Genomic DNA, 15,147 nt, shown 5'->3' with positions numbered 1-15,147 from the left:
GGAGAGCGCTCAGACCAGGAAGCGGTAGGCCGTCGTGCCGGGGGCCACGTGCTGGATGCGCAGCGGGCTGGCCTCGATCCGACCCAGCAGCTCCGCCAGCCCCTCGGCGCGGCCGAGCTCGATCCCGGTCAGCGCGGCGCCGGTCTCGCGGTTGTCCCGTTTGACGTACTCGAACAGCACGATGTCGTCGTCGGGGCCGAGCACCTCGTCGAGGAACCGGCGCAGTGCACCGGGCTCCTGGGGGAACTCAACGAGGAAGTAGTGCTTGAGCCCGCGGTGCACCAGCGAGCGCTCGACCACCTCGGCGTACCGGCTGACGTCGTTGTTGCCACCCGAGAGCAGGCAGACCACCGTCTCCCCGGGCTGCACGGTCACCAGCCCGCCGCTGAGCGCGGCCGTCGCGAGCGCCCCCGCGGGCTCGGCGATGACGCCGTCGGCCTGGTACAGGTCCAGCATCTCGGTGCAGATCTGCCCCTCCGGCACGGCGACCAGCTCGGCGCCGGAGTCGCGCACCAGGGGATAGGTGACCGCGCCCGCCCGGCGCACGGCCGCGCCGTCGACGAACGTGTCCATCTCGGGCAGCTCCACCGGCTCCCCGGCCGCCAGCGCGGCCGCCATGCTCGCCGCACCACCCGGCTCGACGCCGACGAGCCGGGTGGCGGGGGAGTGGATCCGCAGCCAGGTCCCAGCGCCGGCCAGCAGACCGCCGCCGCCCACCGGCACGACGACGACGTCGGGCGCGCAGCCGAGCTGCTCGAGGATCTCCACGGCGACCGTCGCCTGCCCGGCCACCGTCGACGGCGCGTCGAAGGCCGGCACGAGCGTCGCGCCGGTCACGCGGGCCGACTCCGCGGCTGCGGCGGCCGCCTCGTCGTAGGAGTCACCGACGACGACGAGCTCGACCATGTCACCGCCCAGGGTCGCGATCCGCTCGCGCTTCTGCCGCGGAGTGGTGCCCGGCACGAACACCCGGCCGTGCACCTGCAGGGCGCGGCACGCGTAGGCGACCCCCTGGCCGTGGTTTCCGGCGCTGGCGCAGACCACCCCGGCGGCGCGCGCGTCTTCGTCCAGCCGGCTGATCGTCGTGTACGCGCCGCGGATCTTGTAGGAGCGGCCGACCTGAAGGTCTTCCCGCTTGAGCCACACGTCGGCGCTGGTCAGCCCGGAGAGCCGGGCGTTGCGCTGCAGCGGCGTCCGCTCGGCGACGCCGTCGAGCCGGCGGACGGCGTCGCGCACCTGCGCGGTGAAGTCGTCGTCGGTCAGGGCGTCATCGCGCCGCGTGGTGCTCACGCTCCCCATCGTCGACGACACCGCCGGTGCGGGGACGAGGAGGTGGTCGATCGCGCCGTGATCTGCCCCACGGCGGCTCGCCGAGCCCTAGCGTGCTCGGCCCGGAACAGCGCGAGGCGGTGAGCGGTCCATGGCCCGAGCCCTGGTCGTCTACGAGTCGGTGCTCGGCGACGCGAAGCGGATCGCGATGGCGGTGGCGCACGGGCTGTGCACCCGGATGCCCGTCGACGTCGCCTGCGCGCGCGAGGCGCCCACGCAGGTGTCGGCGGACGTGCGGCTGCTCGTGGTGGGCGGGCCCACGCACACCCTCGGCATGGCCCGGCCGGCCACCCGCGGGGACGTCGTCCGGCGGCACCTCGCCGTCGTCCCGGACCCGGGGTTCGGGCTGCCCGAGTGGCTGGACTCGGTGACGCTGCCCCGCGGCATCGACGCCGCCGCCTTCGACACCCGGCTGGACTCCCCGGCGCTGGGAACGGCGCTGGACCCCGCCGCCCGTACCGAGGAGACGCTGCTGCGCCGGCTGGGGGCGACGCTGGCCGCGCCGGCCGAGCACTTCCTGGTCACCGACGTCGCCGGTCCGCTGGCCGAGGGGGAGGAGGACCGGGCCCGCCGCTGGGGGCAGGCGCTGGCCGAGCTGGTGGCGCCGCACCCGATCCCGGTGCGGGGCTGAGGCGCTTCCAGCGCGGGTCACCCAGCTGCAGGTGCGGCTGGGTGACCAGCCGCTTCTCGCGGTTCCCGGTGGCCTACCCTCGGACGCCGGGACGACGCAGCGAGGGAGGTGGACGGTGTTCTTCGACGTGGAGCTCTCGACGGTCGCCGGGCGTCCGACCCTCACCGTGCGAGGGGAGCTGGACATCGTCACGGCGCCCCAGCTCACCGACGCCGCCGAGGCGCTGCTGGCCTCCTCGCCCGAGGCCGTCGTCGTCGACCTCACGCCCACCGTGTTCCTCGACTCGTCGGGCGCCCGCACGCTCGTCGCCGTCGCCCGCCGGGCCGTCGCGGCAGGCGCCACGCTGCACGTCGTCGCACCGCGCACCAACCGGCCCGTGCGGCTGCCGATCGACCTGATGCAGCTCGAGTCCGTGGTCTCCATCGTGAACTCCGCGGGCGAGATCCCCGGCGTCACCGCCGACCGCGACGCCACGTGACCTCGCGGCGATGACCAGCCGACCGGCCGGTCCGCCGAGCGCCGTCGACGACGCGGCGCTCGGCCGGTGCGCCGACGAGCCGATCGCGGTTCCGGGCGCGGTCCAGCCGCACGGCGTGCTGCTGGCGGTCTCCGAGCCCGACCTCGCCGTCGTCGTCGCGTCGGCGAACGCCGCGGCACTCTTCGGCCGGCCGGTGGCCGGCGCGTCCCTGGACGACCTGCTCGACCCGGGCGGCGCCGAACGGCTCCGGGCGGGTCTGGGCGGCGACCTCGCCGAGGTGAACCCGCTGCGCATGCGGGTGGCGGACGTCGACGTCGACGTCGCGCTGCACCGGGCCGACGGGCTGCTGATCACCGAGTGGGAGCCGGTACCCGGCGCCGGGGAGGCCGGGGCCGCGTGGCACCGCCGCCTGCCGGCGGTGCTCCAGCGGATGTCGACCGCCGCCACCCTCGACCAGCTGACCGGCGTGCTGGCCCGCGACGTCCGCGAGCTCACCGGCTTCGACCGGGTGATGGTCTACCGCTTCGACGCCGACTGGAACGGCGAGGTCGTCGCCGAGGACCGGCGCTCGGACCTGGAGCCCTTCCTCGGCCTCTGGTACCCGGCCAGCGACATCCCGGCCCAGGCCCGGGCCCTCTACACCACCAACTGGATGCGGCTGATCCCCGACGCCGGGTACCAGCGCGTGCCCCTGGAGCCGCCGGTGACGCCGGCGACCGGCCGCCCGCTGGACCTCTCCGGCGCGATGCTGCGCAGCGTCTCCCCGGTGCACCTGGAGTACCTGGCGAACATGGGCGTGGTCGCCTCGATGTCGATCTCGCTGATCGACCGGGGGCGGCTCTGGGGACTCGTCGCCTGCCACCACTACGCCGGCTCGCACCGGCCCTCCCATCCCGACCGCACCGCCGCGGAGTTCCTCGGCCGCACCGCCTCGCTGCTGCTGCCCACGCTGGTGTCCGCCGGCGAGCAGAGCGGGGTCGTGGCGGTCGCCCAGCGGCAGGCCGACCTCGCCGCCGCCGTCGGCCGCAGCCCGCGGGCACTGCCCGCTGCGCTCACCGAGGGCGCGACCACCGCTCTGGACCTGCTGCCCGCCGCCGGCGCCGCCGTCCGGCTGGGCGGCCGGCTGCACCTGCTGGGCACCACCCCGCCGGCCGACCGCGTCGTTCCGCTCGTCCGTGCGCTGCTGGACGCCGGCGTCCCCGTCACCGACGCGGTCAGCCGGGTCGTGCCGGAAGGCGCCGACCTCGCGCCCACCGCCAGCGGGGTGCTCGTCGCCGAGGTGGCCGGCGGCAGCGAGGACTTCGTCGCCTGGTTCCGGCCGGAGACGCTGCGCGAGATCACCTGGGGCGGCAACCCGTACACGTCGAAGACGGCACAGACCGAGGCCGGGCCGCGGTTGAGCCCCCGCCGGTCCTTCGCCGCCTGGAGCGAGACGGTCAGGGAGACCTCGCAGCCCTGGCGCCAGCACGAGGTCGCCGCCGCCCGCGGCCTGGCCGCCCTGCTCACCGAGACGGTCATCAGCCGCGCCACCGAGGACAACCGCCTCGTCGTCGCGCTCCAGCGCACCCTGCTGCTCGAGGAGCTGCCGGAGGTGCCGGGGGTGGACCTCGCCGCCCGCTACCTGCCCAGCGAGCACGACGTCGTCGGCGGCGACTGGTACGACCTGGTGCCGCTGCCCGGTGGCCGGGTGTCGCTCGTGCTCGGCGACGTCGCCGGCCACGGCCTCGCTGCCGCCGCGATCACCGCGCAGCTCCGGCACGCGCTCCGCGCCCACCTGCTGCGCGCGAGCGGTCCGGCGGCCGCGCTCGACGGCCTCAACCAGGTCATCGGGGCGCTGCTGCCCGGTGAGCTCGCGACCGCCGTCGTCGTCGAGCTGGATCCGGCGACCGGCGAGGTCGCCGTCGCCAGCGCCGGTCATCCGCCGGTGCTGCACGCCACGGCCGACGGCGTCCGCTTCCTGCACGAGGGGCGCGGGCCGGCGCTGGGCCTGCTCGATGTCGCCGGCTACCGCGAGACGCGGCTGACCCTCGCCGGCGACGACCGCCTGCTGCTGTTCAGCGACGGGGTCGTCGAGCGCGGCGCCGGTGGCCTGGCCACCGGGCTGGAGGACCTGCGGAACGCCGTCGCCGGCGGGCCGGTCGAGCCGCAGGCGCTGCTCGACGCCGTCCTGCGGATCCTCGACCCGCCGCGCACCGACGACGTCACCCTGGTCGGGGTCGCCCGCACCTGAGCGCCGGGGAACGGCCTCGGCACGAACGCGGAGCCCGCCGGTGCGGCGGCGCGGCAGGGCTCTCCGGCTCCCCTAGCGTGGGGAAGCGGCCCCGCCCGGGAGCCGGTACCGGCCCCGACGCGAGAGCGAGCACGTGACCTCCACCGCCCAGCGGGCACCCCGCCGCGCCTGCCGCCTCGGCGCCGCCCTGCTGGTGGCCACGGCGCTCGCTGCCTGCGGCGCCGACCCCGCGCCCGCTCCGGCCGCCGCGCCCACGACGACCACCCCGCCGCCACCGCCGCCTCCGCCGCCCGTGCTGTGGCCGCTGACCGGCGTGGACAGCGCCGGCGCCGACATCGGGCGGCCGGCGCTCGCGGTGAAGATCGAGAACTCCGTCGCCGCCCGGCCCCAGACCGGCCTCGGCGCCGCCGACATGGTCTGGGAGGAGATCGTCGAGGGCGGCATCACCCGCTACGTCGCCGTCTACCACTCCACGGTGCCCGGCGAGATCGGGCCGGTGCGCTCGGTGCGGCCCATGGACCCGGCGATCGCCGCGCCGCTGCACGGGCTCTTCGCCTTCTCCGGTGGGCAGCGCGCCTACGTCGACGCGGTGGCCGCGGCCGGACTGCAGGTGCTGAGCTACGAGTCGGGCACCGGCGGGTACCACCGGCTGAGCACACGGCGTGCGCCGCACGACATCTACGCCGATCCCGCAGCCCTCCTGGCGCAGGCCGACCCGGCGCACGCGGCGCCCCCGCCCGCCCAGTTCGCCATGGCCCCAGCGCCGGAGCAGGCGGGCGCCGTGGTGTCCGGCGCCGCCACCGGGTTCATCGACCTGACGCTGTCGGGCGTCAGCCATCCGCGCTGGACGTGGAGCCCGCCGGACGGCCGCTGGGTGCGCGCGGAGGCCGGCACGCCCGCGGTGGAGGCCGACGGCACGCCGGTGCGGGCCACCAACGTCGTCGTCCTGCGGGTCGACGTCGTGAACACCAGCGCGCTGGACGCGGCGGGCAACCCGGTGCCCGAGACGGTGATGGTCGGCGGGGGAGAGGCCCTGGTCGCCACCGGTGGGAAGACGCTGGGCGCCACCTGGGCGAAGCCGGCGGTCGACGCGCCGGTCGCCCTCACCGCGCCCGACGGCAGCCCGGTTCCCCTCGCGCCCGGCACCACCTGGGTGGAGCTGGTGCCCAACCGGACGGGGTCGGTCACCGTCGGCTGAGCGGGTGCGGGTGGCCAGCTCCCCCGAGTGCGGAGTCGTTGCCGCCGACACGCGCGGACCCGCCGCGGTGGGCGACACGACAGCAACTCCGCACGCGCGGCCGGAGCACGAGCGAAGGCCGAGCGGGCGGCGGGCTCAGCCGGTGATCACGCCCGACTTCTCGGTGAGCCGGCCGGCGGCGAGCGCGGACGCCAGCGCCTTCTCCAGCACCGGGATCACCGACGCGGCCCGGCGCTTGTAGCCGAACACCGTGGCGGTGGCGGTGAGCAGCTCGTCGCGCTGCATCCCCGCGGCGGCCCGGCACAGCGCGGCCATCGCGTTGGCGATCTCCTCCGGCGCCACGTGCTCGATCGGCCGGTCGGTGCTCGACACCTGCCGGCGGAACCCGGTCCAGGTGGCGCGGTCGACGCCCTCGGGCCACAGGTGGTCGCCGTCGACGGCCGAGGGTGGCAGCAGCGACAGCAGCACCTGCTTGCGCGCCTCGGTCGCCCGGTTGAGCCCGAACGCGCCGACGGTCAGCTTGGCCAGCCGGTCCACGTGGATCGGCCCCTCCGCCTTCACCCCGGCGGTCATCACCCGGCGCACCACGCGCGCGGCCTTCGACGCCGGCAGCCCGTCGAGCACCGATTTCTCGCCGGCGGTCTTCGGGATCCACGGCACGAACGGCGTCTCGCCCTCCAGCGGCACCGAGCCGGCCGGCTTCTTCGCGGTGGGAACCTTCGACGCCGGGCGGGCAGGGGTCGCGGGCACGGCCATCGACGTCACCGACGAGCGCAGCGCCGCGACGCCCTTGAACGACTCGACGGCCGCCGTCGGCAGCTGCAGCGGCTCCGGCACCGGGGCCGACGACACGGGAGCGGCGTCCACCGCGGCCACCAGCCGGTCGACGACGGCGGCCGGCCCGGCCAGCCACGTCGGCAGCCAGACGCGCGCCACGACCGGCCAGCGCAGCATGTCGCCGAGCACCTCGACCGGCACCGCGTCGCGGTCGCCGACCGTGCCGCGGCGGGCCCACGCCGGCCCGTCGAGCAGCACGGCGACCAGCGGTGTCCCCGGGTCGCCAGGTCGACTCACCGACAGGTCGACCCGGAACTCGGAGAGGCCGACCTCGGTGCGCACGACCAGCCCGCGCTCGCGCAGCGCCGCCGCGATCTCCTCCCGGTGCCGGTCGACCACGGCGGCCGACCGCGGCGAGCGGGGGAGCACGTCGGTGCCCTGCTCGGCCATGTCGAGGTAGGCGCGCAGGTGCTTGATGCCGACCGAGGAGGTCTCCTCGGCCCGCAGCTGCGCCGGGTCGAACGAGGAGAAGACGACGACCTGGCGCCGCGCACGGGTGATCGCGACGTTGAGCCGCCGCTCGCCGCCCTGGCGGTTGAGCGGGCCGAAGTTGAGCGGCAGCGTGCCGTCGGCGGCGGGGGAGAAGCCCGTGGAGAAGAAGATGACGTCGCGCTCGTCGCCCTGCACGTTCTCCAGGTTCTTGACGAACAGGCCCTCGCCGTCGGTGCGGTCCAGCGCCGCGGAGAGCCGGTCGTCGTCGGCGTCCCGCAGCAGCGCCTCGATGTAGGACCGCTGCTGGGCGTTGAAGGTGACCACGCCGATCGAGGGCACGACGCCCATGCCGTCCCACCTGGAGACCGCGTCGAACCGCCGGCGGATCTCGGCGACGATCGCCTTGGCCTCTACCGGGTTGGTGCGCAGCAGCCGGCCGGCGCCGGAGCGGTGGAAGGTGCCGGGCACCCGCACCAGCGACACCCCGCGGCCGTCCGGCTCCGCGGATGCCCGGCCGTGCGTCGGCGCCGGGAACGACGAGAGGCGGTTCTCGTAGTACTGGGCGTTGGAGAAGGCGATGAGGGACTCGTCCTGGCTGCGGTAGTGCCACGACAGCCAGTGCCGCGGCACCCCCGCCTGCACGCATTCGCTGAGGATCGACTCCTCGTCCTCGACGGCGGTCTCGACGACCTCGACCGAGTCGTCGGAGGCCGCCGTGGTCGGCTCCAGGAACGACGTGGGCGGCATCTGCCTGGAGTCACCGACGACGACGGCGGCGCCGGCCCGGCCCAGCGCACCGACGGCGTCGGCCACCCGGATCTGCGACGCCTCGTCGAAGACCACCAGGTCGAACTGGCCCGCCGTCGCGGGGAAGAACCGGGCCACCGAGTCGGGGGACACGAGCACGCACGGCATGACCGCGGTGATGAGCTCCCCGTACTGCGCCAGGAGTTGCCGCACGCCGAGCCCGCGGCGCTGCTTGGCCAGCTCCCGCTGCAGCGCGCCGACCTGGCCGGTGCCCATCGCCGCGTCGAACGGCCGCGAGCCCAGCACCGCCGCCGGCAGCGCCTGCGCCAGGTGCTCGCGCACCGCGCGGGAGGCGGCGGTGAACCGGGCGATCGCCGACTCGTGCGCCTGCTCGTCGAAACCGTCCAGCCCGGTGGCGTCCAGCCGCTCGGCGACCGACGCCGACGCCAGCCCGCGGTCGAGCGCGCGCACCGCGTCGTCGGCAGCGACGGCACCGGTGATGAGCAGCGTGCGGGCGTCGAACAGCCCCGCGTAGCGCAGCGGCTCCAGCGTGTCGAGGAAGGACACCCAGCGGCGCAGCGACATCAGCACCGAGTTCTCGACCCCGCGCTCCGGGCGGGTCATCGACCAGCGCAGCACGAAGCCGTCGTCCCCGGCCCAGGCCGACAGCTGGTCGGAGGAGCTGCGGCATACCTGCAGGAGCGAGGTCACCGCGTCGCGCAGCCGGGCGACGGCGGCAGCGGTCCCGGCCGACGCCGGCATCCCGGCCACGATCAGCTTGCGCAGCGCGACGTGGAAGGCCGAGGACCCGTCGACGGCGGCGCCCGCGCGGCGCAGCCACTCGACCTCGCGCTCGAGCAGGCCGGGGTCGGTGAACGGGTTCCAGCTCTCGGGCGCGGAGAGGCCGGGGACGGAGTTCACCCGGCCGGCGATGGCGGAGACCGCCGTCTGCACCCGCCACAGGCTCTCCACCAGCAGCGGGACGTCCCGGGGCCGGACCTTCACGCCCGGCCGCAGGCAGGGGGCCAGCTGGTCCCGGACGGTGGTCAGCCGGCGGCGCCGCCCCCACCAGCCCGAGGCGGCCGCCGTCTGCGCGGAGACGTAGATCCCGGCCAGCGGCAGGCCGACGACGTCGGGGGTGGCGACGTCGAGCCCCGGGTGCCGGAAGGCGGTGAACGCCGCGACCTCGCCGAGGACCGCGCCGGTCGCCGTCGTCCACCGGCCGCTGAACGTCTCGTCCAGCACGTCGAGGCCCACCGGGGGGCCGGACAGCAGGTGCACGAGCGAGTCGAGGTCCTCCGGGGTCCGCGCGTGCCGCAGCACCCCGCCGAGCTCCGGGAGGCAGGCCAGCTCGCGCACCGCCGCGTCGACGGCGGACGCCGCCTGCCGGGCCGCGGGCAGGTCGACCTCCGGCGAGTCGACGAACGCCCACGGGTGCCGCGGCGACGGGCGGGTGAGGTCGGCGATGTCGGGCAGCAGGGCCAGCGCCCGCCGCACGGCGGTCAGCACCTCGGCGGGGGCGTTGGCGACGAACGGCAGCGGCACCGGGAGCGGCTCGACGTCGGTGCCGGCCGTCAGCTCGGCGGTGCGCGCGCTGTACAGCGACAGGCCGGCGGCGTTCTCGGTGTGCAGGCGGTCGGTGTAGCGGGCCAGCTGGCGGCGGGCCGAGCGCAGCGTCTCGGAGTCGGCGGCCAGGCCCTGCTCGTCGACGGCGATCGCGTGCTCCAGCGCGAGCCGGATCTGCGCCCGCACCATGGAGGCGCGCGACCCCTTGTCGTGCAGGTCGAGGGCGAACATGCCCATGCCGACCGCGTCCAGCCGCCGGGCGACCACGTCCAGCGCCGCGCGCTTCTCGGCGACGAACAGCACCCGCTTGCCGTCGGCGACCGCCCGGGTGAGCAGGTTGGTGATCGTCTGGGACTTGCCGGTGCCGGGCGGGCCCTCGAGCACGAAGGTGCGCCCGGCACCCGCCTCCGCGATCGCCCGCAGCTGCGAGGCGTCGGCCGCCACGGGCAGGCGGCCGGCCAGCTCGTCGAGGTCGACGTGCCCGCCGGAGTCGCGTGCCGGGTCCCGGAAGGGCTCGGTCGGCTCGTGCACGAGGTGGCGCACCAGCGGGTTCCGCGTGAAGTCGCCCCAGTGCTCGTCGAGGTCCTTCCACAGCCGGTACTTGGCGAACTGCAGGAGCGCCAGGTCCGCGGTCGCCTCGACCCGGTAGGGCAGGCCGTGGCCGACGAGGCCGACCCGCATGGCCTCCAGGGCCCGCTCCAGCTCCGGCGTGCTCTCCGCGGTGTCGCTCAGCGCCGGGACGACCAGGCCGTGCACCTGGCGCAGCTTCTCCAGCAGGCAGTAGTTCGGGGTGCTCGACCCCGACTCGTCCAGCGCCAGCCGGTAGGAGCCGGTGCGCCCGACCGGGCTGAGGACGACGGGTACCAGCAGCAGCGGCGAGCGCAGCGGCCGTCCGTCGAGCTCCCACACCAGCGAGCCCAGGGCCAGGTAGAGGTTGTTGGCGCCGGTCTCCTCCTGCACCGTCTTGGCGCGGTAGGCGAGGTTGCGCAGCCGGGAGAGGTAGCCGTCGGAGGTGACGTCGGCGTGCACCTCCCGCCGTTCCACCAGCAGCTCGGTCAGCTGCTCGGCGGGCAGCTCCCGGGCAGTGGTGAGCCCGCGCTCCTCCTGGACGGCGGCCAGCTGGTCACCGGGCAGCAGGGTCAGCGGGGTTCCGTCGTGGACGAAGTTGTCCAGGATCGGCAGCGCGGTGTCCGGCACGGTCAGGGGCAGCCCGGCGCGGTGGCTGTAGTTGATCAGCCGGTTCCGCAGGCTCAGGTCCAGCAGCGCGTTCTTCCACTGCTGCACCCGCGGCGGCGCCTCGGGGCGGTTCGACTGCGGCGCCGGCGCCGGAAGGGCCGGGATCGCCGGGGCGCTGTGCTCGGCCGGCCGGTACTCCACGATCTGCAGCAGCCCTTCCGGCGTCCGGGCGCGGGCGGGCAGCGGGAGGATGCCGTCGCGCCGGGCGCGGTGGACGTCGGTGACGCCGAGGATGCGCTCGAGCTCGCCGGCCAGCCAGTCGGCGGAGGCGGCGCGGTGGAGGTCCTCGCCCGGGCGCCCGGAGGCGGTGAGCAGCGTCGTCTCGACCAGGCCGACGAGGCCGAGGTCGACCAGGTCGACCAGCGGCGCGGCGTCGGTGGTCGCGGCGCTCTCCGAGCTGCGCTCCTCCCGCCAGTACCCGAGGAATGCATGGCCGTCGGCCAGCCACAGCAGCGGGCGGATGCCGGCCTGCTCCAGTGCGGCGGCCAGGACGACGACGGTGTCCAGCGGGGTGGCCACGCGCCAGGTGAGGACGTCGCCGGGTGAGCGCACCTGCTGGCCGAGGTCGGACCAGCTGGCCGGCGGCTCGGAGTACCGGACCCCCCGGCGCCGGAGCGCCTCGGCGAGCGCCTGCACGACCTCGTCCACCCGCTCGGCGGTGGCCGCGTAGCCGACCATCGCACCGCTGCCGGTCTGCTGCGCCAGCAGTTCGGCGGCCTCGGCGACCAGCCCGGTGATCGCCGGGTGGTTGGGCATGACGTGCGCGGCGAGCATCTCCAGCGCCAGCGGCAGCGGAGCGGCCAGCCACTGGTTGGCCGCGAGCACCTGCACCGGGGCGGTGGTCTCGCCGAGCAGCACGCCGTCGAGTTCGACCTCGACGTCGACCACACCGGGCCGCTGCTCCTCGACGTGCAGCATCGCGGCGGGGTCCATGACCAGGCCGATGCCGGTGAGCACCGTGGTGCGGCCCTCGTCGACGTCGGCCAGCAGCTCGACGGCCTGGGCGATCGGGCCCTCGGCGTCGCGCACCGACAGGCGGACGGTCAGCCCGCGCAGGGTCCGGTCGGCGGTCAGCGCCAGCCGGGAGACCACCGGCAGCCGGTTGTGCGCCAGCGCGTAGCTGAGCACGGGGGTGGAGGTGAGGTCGATGGAGACGACCGCCGACGGCGCGACGACATCACCGAGTTCGATGTCGGCGGTGCTCTCCATGCCACCTGTCTACCGGGTCGGACGAACTGGTCCGCCCATGGTCGCCGACGGGTGGGGCGGATGTGACGGGTGCGGCCGATCGTTGCCAGGGAGCGCAGAACCGGCGGCCGATCCCGGTGCCGGCACGCTGGGGTCCTGCCGATGGGCGCGCCCCGGGCGGTCGGTCTCTGCGCACAGTCGGTCTCTGCGCACAGTCGGTCTCTGCTTCGCGGAGGAAGCAGAGGCCGATGTCTCCGGAGCCGGCGACGGTACCGCCGTGATCCCCGCGGGCGGGCAGCCACCGGCTGCCTCCGCACCGGGCCGCCCCGGCTCCGCGCGCGGGTTCCGCGGCCGGCTTGCCCCGTGGACGGCGGCCGGGTCAAGGTGCGGGCATGAGCGATGCGCAGCGGCATGAGTCCGGCCTGGTCGTCGAGGACCGCGGGCACGTCCGGCTTCTCACCCTCGACCGCCCGAGCGGCGCAACGCCCTGTCCACCGAGGTGCAGGCCGACCTGGTCGAGCAGTTCCTGCGCGTGGTCGAGGACGGCGTCCGCGCCGTGGTGCTCACGGGCAACGGCCCGGCGTTCTGCGCCGGGTTCGACCTCGAGGAGATCCGCGCGGCGGACGAGCGCGGCGAGCGGTTCCGCCCGCCGATGAACCGGCCCGCCCGGGCGGTGTGCGAGGTGGTCACCGAGACGCCGGTGCCGGTGATCGCCGCGCTCAACGGGTCGGCCGTGGCGGGGGGGGGGCTTCGAGCTGGCGCTCGCTGCGATCTGCGGATCGCCTCGCCCGCGGTCCACTTCGCGCTGCCCGAGGCCGCGATCGGCATGGGGGCCAACTTCGGCTCCGTCGTCCTGCCCAAGCGCATCCCGGTGGGCATCGCCCTGGAGAGGCTCTTCACCGGCGTTCCGATCGACGCGGCCGAGGCCCAGCGCTGGGGGCTGCTCAACCGGCTGGTGGACCCGGAGGACGTGCTGCCGACGGCGCTCGGCCTGGCCGACCGGAGCGCCGCCAACGCCCCCGTCCGCCGGATGAAGGAGACCGCCGTCAAGGCCCCGGAGTTGCTGCTCTGGCAGGCCTGCGGCTCGACGTCGGCCCCAACCCCTACCTCAGCGAGGACCGCAAGGAGGGGATCGCCGCCCGCCTGGAGAAGCGGGCGCCGCGCTGGACCGGGCGCTGACGGATACGGAACCGCGTGGTTCATGACGTTCGCGTAACGGCTCGTCACTCCAGTCCGACGGGGACGCGCACCCCCGGTCGCGGCTGTCAGGGTCCGACCGTCCCTGTCGGTCGAGCCCGAGGAGTCCTCATGAACTGTGCGCACTGCGGAGCCGTGCACCAGCGAGGCCGTTACTGCGTCGGCTGCGGCAAGACCATGCCGCCGTCACCGCTGCCGCCCCGCCCGGTCCGGCTCGCCCCGCGCCCGCCGTACGAGGTCACCGACGACATGACCCAGCCGGTGCTGCGCTTCGACGTCCGCCCCCGGCGGGCGGACGCGGCGGAGCGGATGTCGGCCGAGGTCGGCTGAGCCGCGCCCCGAGCCTGGTCACCCGATCGGGTGACCAGGCTCACTGCTAGCAATCTGCTTGCAGTTGTTAGCACCCCGGGATGCGGGGCATGTACCAGAGCGTCAGGTCATCCTCGATCTCTGGAGCTGCAACCCTCATGACCGACAACACCAAGCTGATCAACCAGTTGCGCGCCCTCGTCCTGCTCACGCAGACCGAGGAGCAGGTCGCACGGACCCGCATCTCCCAGGCCCGCACCGACGCCGTGCGCCGGGAGCTCACCGAGAACGCCGACAACGCCGCCGCCCGCACCATCGAGATCACCGAGCAGCTGCGCGCGCTCGGTGGCGTGCCGGACGTCGTCACCCCGGCCATCGGCCGGCTCTCGGCGGTGCTCAAGGCGACCTTCGAGCAGGCTGCCCCGCTGGAGGAGGCGCTCCTCACCGACCTGCAGCTCGAGCACCAGCTGCTTGACCGCGCCACCTACCTCAAGGTGCTCGCGGAGGCCGCCGGCCAGACGAAGACCCAGCAGCTGGCCGAGAAGCTGATCGGCGCCCACGAGGCCACCGTCGAGTGGCTCACCGTGGTGCTCGCCGAGGAGGCCCTCGGTGGCCCCGCCGCCCTGCAGCCCACCCCGGTGCAGAAGGTGGCCGGTGGCGTCGCCCGCGCGGTCAACGCGCCGGTCCGCTTCTGGGCCAACACGGTGAACAACGCCGTCGACACGGTGCGCCATGCCGGCGAGGAGACCTCCGAGCGGTTCTCCGCCGTGGGTGACCGCGCCTCCGCCCTCACCGGCGCCGTCCGCGAGACCCTCACGGTCGGCCGCGCCGCCTCGCTGCGCCGCGCCGAGCGGATCGCCGAGCGCGAGGGCGACAAGGACGCCGCCCAGGTCGCCCGCGAGGCCCGTGAGGAGCTCGGGGACGTGACCGCCGACGAGCTGCCGATCAAGGGGTACGACTCGCTGTCGGTCCAGGACGCCGTCAAGGCGATCAAGCAGCTGAAGACGCCGCACGACATCAACGTGATCATCCGCTACGAGGAGACGCACAAGGCCCGGGCCAACGTGGCCAGCGCCGCGCAGACCCAGCTGGCCGCCCTGGCCAAGGAAGCGGTCGGCGTCGACAGCTGACGCAGGACCCGCCTCGCAGGAGCACCCTGCAGTCGGAGGGTCCGCATCCCCACGGGGGGTGCGGGCCCTCCGCGTGCGCGAGACCGCGCTGACCGCGGGTTTGGCACGCCGACGGCCAAGGGGAAGCTTGTACCCATGAGCATCACACCCGAGGCCCTCGAGACGGAGTTCTCGCTGACGACGGCCGCGACCCGGCTGGACTTCCTCAGTCGCCGCGACAACGGCGACACCGCGCTCAACATCGTCCGCGACGACGACGCCGAGTCGTGGGCGGCCTCCCTCCGCGACACCGGTACCCAGCTCGACGTCTATGAGTCGCTGGAGCTGCTGGCCCTCGGCGAGGTCGTCTCGCGGAAGGCGCACGACAGCCAGCTGGTCGGCATCCGTGCCGCGCTGCGCGGCGGCGCCGACTGGGAGCAGATCGCCGCCGCCCTGGGCGTCAGCCCGGAGCAGGCCTGGGACGCGTTCACCGAGTCCGTCGCCCGCCAGCTCGACGCCGACGCCGCCGCCTCGGCCCGCGAGCTCGCCGGCACCCGCCCGGGGGGGGGGGGGGGGGGGGGGGGGGGGGGGGGGGGGTGGGGGGGGGGGGGGGGGGGGGGGGGGGGGGGGGGGGGGGGGGGGGGGGGGGGGGGGGGGGGG

At 75.4% G+C, this 15,147-nt stretch carries 10 protein-coding genes; 8 read left to right on the top strand and 2 right to left on the bottom strand.

Features of this window, described 5'->3' with window-relative positions; all coding sequences use genetic code 11:
- Positions 1–9: 9 nt before the first annotated feature.
- Positions 10–1,290, bottom strand: coding sequence for a threonine ammonia-lyase IlvA (gene ilvA / locus ACI791_RS10310; RefSeq protein ID WP_456585959.1), 1,281 nt, complete (start codon positions 1,288–1,290; stop codon positions 10–12).
- Between the two features lie 130 nt (positions 1,291–1,420).
- On the opposite strand from ilvA, the gene ACI791_RS10305 reads away from it, so the two are divergent.
- From ACI791_RS10305 to ACI791_RS10290, 4 genes are all read left to right on the top strand, one after another.
- Positions 1,421–1,960, top strand: a complete 540-nt coding sequence (locus tag ACI791_RS10305; protein WP_456585958.1) for a hypothetical protein — start codon at positions 1,421–1,423, stop codon at positions 1,958–1,960.
- Between the two features lie 115 nt (positions 1,961–2,075).
- Complete coding sequence (locus tag ACI791_RS10300) at positions 2,076–2,438, top strand: STAS domain-containing protein (RefSeq protein ID WP_456585957.1); 363 nt, start codon at positions 2,076–2,078, stop codon at positions 2,436–2,438.
- 10 nt (positions 2,439–2,448) lie between these two features.
- A complete protein-coding gene (locus tag ACI791_RS10295) occupies positions 2,449–4,668 on the top strand; it encodes a SpoIIE family protein phosphatase (RefSeq protein WP_456585956.1) in 2,220 nt (739 codons plus the stop codon).
- Positions 4,669–4,801: 133 nt separating this feature from the next.
- Positions 4,802–5,866 (top strand): DUF3048 domain-containing protein, encoded by a 1,065-nt coding sequence (locus ACI791_RS10290; RefSeq protein WP_456585955.1) that lies wholly within the window; start codon positions 4,802–4,804, stop codon positions 5,864–5,866.
- Positions 5,867–6,001: 135 nt separating this feature from the next.
- Here the strand turns inward: ACI791_RS10290 and ACI791_RS10285 are convergent, their stop codons facing one another.
- Positions 6,002–11,893 (bottom strand): DUF4011 domain-containing protein, encoded by a 5,892-nt coding sequence (locus tag ACI791_RS10285; RefSeq protein ID WP_456585954.1) that lies wholly within the window; start codon positions 11,891–11,893, stop codon positions 6,002–6,004.
- Between the two features lie 478 nt (positions 11,894–12,371).
- Here ACI791_RS10285 and ACI791_RS10280 point away from each other — a divergent pair, with 478 nt between their 5' ends.
- The 4 genes from ACI791_RS10280 to ACI791_RS10265 form a co-directional block, all read left to right on the top strand.
- Positions 12,372–13,088, top strand: a complete 717-nt coding sequence (locus ACI791_RS10280; protein WP_456585953.1) for an enoyl-CoA hydratase/isomerase family protein — start codon at positions 12,372–12,374, stop codon at positions 13,086–13,088.
- A 92-nt stretch (positions 13,089–13,180) separates the two neighbouring features.
- Positions 13,181–13,399: a hypothetical protein gene (locus ACI791_RS10275; RefSeq protein WP_456585952.1), complete on the top strand. Its 219-nt coding sequence runs from the start codon at positions 13,181–13,183 to the stop codon at positions 13,397–13,399.
- Between the two features lie 137 nt (positions 13,400–13,536).
- Positions 13,537–14,508, top strand: coding sequence for a ferritin-like domain-containing protein (locus ACI791_RS10270; RefSeq protein WP_456585951.1), 972 nt, complete (start codon positions 13,537–13,539; stop codon positions 14,506–14,508).
- Positions 14,509–14,643: 135 nt separating this feature from the next.
- On the top strand, positions 14,644–15,147 hold a 504-nt coding region (locus tag ACI791_RS10265; RefSeq protein WP_456585950.1), incomplete at its 3' end, for a hypothetical protein.

The sequence above is a fragment of the Blastococcus sp. SYSU DS0973 genome (assembly GCF_054051055.1).
This window is presented reverse-complemented; position numbering and strand designations above follow the sequence as displayed.